4 protein-coding genes, 7 tRNA genes and 1 rRNA gene are annotated in these 4585 nt (G+C 44.1%); 9 read left to right on the top strand and 3 right to left on the bottom strand.

The annotated features are described in order from the left end of the window. Positions 1-272 precede the first annotated feature (272 nt). The 9 genes from rrf to ACH6EH_RS20020 all read left to right on the top strand — a co-directional run bounded on the left by rrf (position 273) and on the right by ACH6EH_RS20020 (position 1772). Positions 273-389, top strand: a 5S ribosomal RNA gene (gene rrf / locus ACH6EH_RS20060). Positions 390-421: 32 nt separating this feature from the next. Continuing rightward, positions 422-496 (top strand) — tRNA-Glu (locus ACH6EH_RS20055). Positions 497-674: 178 nt separating this feature from the next. Then, positions 675-751, top strand: a tRNA-Met gene (locus tag ACH6EH_RS20050). Between the two features lie 30 nt (positions 752-781). Continuing rightward, positions 782-858 (top strand) — tRNA-Asp (locus ACH6EH_RS20045). A gap of 155 nt (positions 859-1013) precedes the next feature. After that, positions 1014-1086: transfer RNA gene (locus tag ACH6EH_RS20040), tRNA-Lys, on the top strand. A 9-nt stretch (positions 1087-1095) separates the two neighbouring features. Next, positions 1096-1182 (top strand) — tRNA-Leu (locus ACH6EH_RS20035). 6 nt (positions 1183-1188) lie between these two features. Further along, a tRNA-Gly gene (locus tag ACH6EH_RS20030) sits at positions 1189-1260 on the top strand. Positions 1261-1280: 20 nt separating this feature from the next. Next, positions 1281-1357 (top strand) — tRNA-Pro (locus ACH6EH_RS20025). Positions 1358-1460: 103 nt separating this feature from the next. Continuing rightward, a complete protein-coding gene (locus ACH6EH_RS20020; RefSeq protein ID WP_138225922.1) occupies positions 1461-1772 on the top strand; it encodes a putative quinol monooxygenase in 312 nt (103 codons plus the stop codon). A 461-nt stretch (positions 1773-2233) separates the two neighbouring features. On the opposite strand, the gene ACH6EH_RS20015 is transcribed toward ACH6EH_RS20020, so the two are convergent. The 3 genes from ACH6EH_RS20015 to ACH6EH_RS20005 form a co-directional block, all read right to left on the bottom strand. Further along, entirely contained in the window at positions 2234-2893 is a 660-nt protein-coding gene (locus ACH6EH_RS20015; protein WP_397333577.1) for a hypothetical protein, read from the bottom strand. Between the two features lie 29 nt (positions 2894-2922). Continuing rightward, the gene (locus ACH6EH_RS20010) at positions 2923-3969 is read right to left on the bottom strand and encodes an IS1595 family transposase (RefSeq protein ID WP_397333576.1); all 1047 of its coding nucleotides are present in this window, start codon (positions 3967-3969) and stop codon (positions 2923-2925) included. Positions 3970-4034: 65 nt separating this feature from the next. Continuing rightward, entirely contained in the window at positions 4035-4310 is a 276-nt protein-coding gene (locus ACH6EH_RS20005) for a hypothetical protein (protein WP_397333575.1), read from the bottom strand. Positions 4311-4585 lie beyond the last annotated feature (275 nt).

The following is a 4585-nucleotide window of genomic DNA, read 5'->3' as shown; positions in this document are numbered from 1 at the left end:
AGGTGGAAGTGCAGCAATGCATGGAGCTGACCAATACTAATCGGTCGAGGGCTTATCCTACAAGCTTTGCGAAGCAAAGCTAGCTACGAAAGCATCCACAGAGCTTTGCGAAGCAAAGCTAGCTACGAAAGCATTACGCTAATGATCAATCTAACAACGTACATTCGTTTCGTATCTAGTTTTCAGGTGATCAAAGCATCTTGATGGTGTACAAGTGGCACCTTCAAGACATCTTGATTACGGCATATGGCTATGCCGCATCCTGAATCACGTTTGGTGGTGATGGCGGAAGGGTTCCACGCGTACCCATCCCGAACACGACCGTTAAGCCTTCCAGCGCCGATGGTACTTGGACCGCAGGGTCCCGGGAGAGTAGGACACCGCCAAGCGTGAACTACATATTTTAAACATTGTTTAATAAGGCCCGTTGGTCAAGGGGTTAAGACACCTCCCTTTCACGGAGGTAACAGGGGTTCGAATCCCCTACGGGTCACCACTTTCCTTATAAACTTCTGGGGATGAGAATCCCGATGGTTCGTCGGAGCATAAGCGTCGTGAGGAACACTTCGCAGTCTCGAACGTAGTGAGAGTATCCCCTACGGGTCACCACTTTCCTTATAAACTTCTGGGGATGAGAATCCCGTTGGTTCTGGCATCAGATTGTTTAATAATGACGCGGGGTGGAGCAGCTCGGTAGCTCGTCGGGCTCATAACCCGAAGGCCGCAGGTTCAAATCCTGCCCCCGCAACCAATTTTACATCGCTTAGCGATCATGTCTTATGGAACTGTGGTGTAGAGGCCTAACATGCCTGCCTGTCACGCAGGAGATCGCGGGTTCGAATCCCGTCAGTTCCGCCATCTTTAAATAGCTCCAGGGATGAGAATCCGAAATTGGGTTCGTCGGAGCATACTCATCGGGAGCATATGCTTCGCAGTCTCGAACGAAGAGAGAGTATCCCGTCAGTTCCGCCATCTTTAATATTTCATTACTTTATTACAGCTTAAATAGTTAAGAGCCATTAGCTCAGTTGGTAGAGCACCTGACTTTTAATCAGGGTGTCGAAGGTTCGAGTCCTTCATGGCTCATATGATTACGCGGTCGTGGCGGAATTGGCAGACGCGCACGGTTCAGGTCCGTGTGGGCTAACCCCCGTGGAGGTTCGAGTCCTCTCGACCGCACCAAATTTTGCGGACGTGGCTCAGCGGTAGAGCATCGCCTTGCCAAGGCGAGGGTCGCGGGTTCGATTCCCGTCGTCCGCTTTTAGTCTTATATCTGTTAACGGGACGTAGCTCAGCTTGGTAGAGCACCTGGTTTGGGACCAGGGGGTCGCATGTTCAAATCGTGTCGTCCCGACCATATTGAATACATTACACCACGGTTATCCTATTGGGATTAGCGTGGTTTTTTAGTATGGATTATGATATGACTTAAGTGTTCTAACTATAAGGAGGCGATCGGTATGAGTACATTTGGTGTATGCGGTAAGCTAAAAGCAAAGGATGGTCAAGGAGAAGCGTTGGCGAACGTATTACTTGAAGCGGCGGAGTCCATGCAATCACTCGAGGGCTGCGAATCCTATGTAGTAAGCATCTCCAACACGGATGCGGATACCGTCTGGGTGACAGAAGTTTGGAAAGATGAAGCATCTCATGCTGCATCATTAACCCTTGAGTCAACAAGATCCATAATTCAAAAAGGGCTGCCCCTGATTGCGAACATGGAAGGGGACAAGCTCCGAATATTAGGTGGCAAGGGACTTAAATCGACTTAATTCTTCTCAGTGAAGATAAAAAAAGACGCCTGCAGCGTCTTTTAAAGGGGAATACTTTAAGGCTCCAGGGTATGGATTGTGTCCGGCTGAATGCAGATCGGGATGGTTAGTCAGTGACAATGAGCAGTCCGTTTCAAAAAAGAGCTCAAAAATTTAATCGTAATTAATGTGAGCCGGCCATATTATTGCCGGCTCTTTTTTTAAGTTTACCGATTCTTCAAACCTGAATGTCAGTGATTAAATGTTCCAATGATATTTGTTGCGGCTCTTTAAACAATAAACTGCTGCAAGACTGAGGATAATCGCAGTGAATCCCTGAGTAATTATGCAATCCTCAAGCGTGGTGTCTGGGCTAGGCCTGCTCCATTGCATTAAATAAAGGCTATGTTAATCTTTAATGTTGATTTATGACCATAAGAAAACCGCCTTGAAGGCGGTTTTCTTATGGTCATCTTTGTCTGCTATTCTTTTCCAACGCCTGATAGCACCATTACAGTCGGATAACCAATTTCCTTTCCGTCATGAGTTTGATAATCAAGAGCCTTGATCCCCTCTTCCATTTCCTCTGCTGTCTGCTCACTTCCATAAGTAAACTTATCTTGCTTCACATCGGTAATAAGCCATTTCTCATTATGCTTCTCCAATGAATACTTCTTAGTAGTTGCAGTGAACGGTCGATCTTTCAACTCTTTATTTTCAATCGTGTAAATATTGACTTGATTGGTCCCTTCATACACATTTGATATGCGAACTGTTGCGCTAAGTTTATCCATATCCATTCCTCGAATTATATTAAGCATACGTTCTTTGTGTTTGTCATACTCCTCTTGCGGCATATTCGCCAAATCATCTCGGGTGTATGTTGCACCGTCATAACCAAATACAACCTCACCTTTGAAGGATGCACTGTATCCTTCGCTAACGATTTCATTTAGAGCTTTATGATATTGCGTATACGACTTGTTAAAGTAGATAAGATCAAATTCATTTTCTTCTACTGCTTTAATATCATTCACTATCTGCTGCTTATCAGAATGTCCCAACGACGATTCCGAGGTACACGCCGCTAAAATGATAGTAACCAATAGAAGTAAACCAGGCAAAAGCCTTATAGATTTCATATAACCCCTCCTTTACCTTGCGTTTTAGCTTAACAAGAATATGCAGACAACCGAAGCTTTTTATTCGTGTCGGCGACTGTAAACAGGCACGATTTTACCAACATATTCTTCTTATTCGATGCCGTATTCTCATATTCCTTGCTGTCTATATAACGGAACCACGCCAAATAATGTTGCAAATATTTGGTTGCTACACCGTTGAAACGGTCCATCCATTTCTTTAAACGACTGTGATAGCTGTTTACGTTTTGAATATGGTAAACGCCTTTGACACGCTGCTTGCCATCGGATTTGAATTTGTAATGCGCCAAACCTTTTGAGTTTGCATAAGAACTGAATGCCCTCCAGGCATCGGTACAAAGCACGTTGGAGTCAGATAGATGTCCACCAATGGCTTCATCCAACTCCGTCTTCCTAATACGCCCACGTCCAAGAACGCCAGAGTAGGTCATCTTCTGACGGTCACGGGCTACGAGGACACAAACCTGATCATTGCTGATGCCGCGATATTTGGATTTCCCTCCACGTTTACGTGGCTTACGTTCGGCAATATTGCGCTTGCCCTTTTCCGAGTACAGAAAGTAGGTCTCGTCCATTTCGACGATACCTTGGAATGCTTCAGTTGGAATCTGTTTCAACGCAGCAAGAATCTTATGCCGCCAATAGAACAAGGTGACATGAGTAACCTCACCAAGCATCTCCTCGGCACATTTCCGAAGAGAATAACCCTCAATCATGAATTCAATGAAACGAACCCAAAGATGAGGTCTTCGTGTGCGCTGAAGAGGGGTATTTGTAAGGTCGTTAAACGTCTGCAAGCAGGATTTACAACGATACCGCTGTCGTTTGACCACTCCAGCACGCGTTTGAACAGTATATTTCCCAAACCGCACGACAGCGTGGGCTGTGCAATGTGGACAAACAAGCCCATCTTTGTGTTTCTGTTCTTGGATTTCATCAATTGCTCGTACTTGAGCCGACATACCCTTGGTTCGGGACTGCAAGAAGTAGATAAGCTCCCGCTTACTGTTATCGTCCAACGTTTCAGCAAGCTTCTTCAGTTCCTTTAAATCCATGGGTACACCACCTCCGAACACTGATATACCCCATTTATAGAACATTAGTTCGTATTAATCAAATATCAACATTTAGGTTTAACATAGCCTAAATAAAAGCTGCTAATGCCGCTCCCAGTAGTAAACATTCCATAAAATAGAAACGCCAGCGGAAGAGCTATGCCCATACCAATATTTTTAAAAAGTATCAAAATAAAAGATGCAAGATTCATATAAAGTACTGCAGCTGTATAAGCACCCACTAATACCTCATCTGCATAATTTTTATTTAGCATTAAGGATGCTGTAAAGCAGAGTGAATAGATTAAACTCAATAATACTGGACGGATCCATCCGAACATGACTACATTTAGAGGGTATATCAACTGCAATTCTTTATGATGTAAGGAACCTATCTGATATAATGTAGCGAGGAAGCAATAAAAAGCCATATTGGCTTTCTAGTTAGCTGCTTAAATTCAGAAATAATGAGTCTAAACATAGCTGCCGGAGTCTGTAAAATAGATTGTGTAAACTCCCAAAACTATTAAAATGAAACATAGTAGAAAGGTTGGGAGCACACATGGGACTTTGGGATAAACAACAGTTGCGCGCCTTCATTAAAGAGAATAATCTG

The organism is Paenibacillus sp. JSM ZJ436, assembly GCF_044383795.1.
Classification (GTDB): Bacteria; Bacillota; Bacilli; order Paenibacillales; family Paenibacillaceae; genus Paenibacillus_AQ; species Paenibacillus_AQ algicola.
Note: the sequence above shows the minus strand (reverse complement) of the source record. Positions and strands in the feature narration are given on the sequence as shown.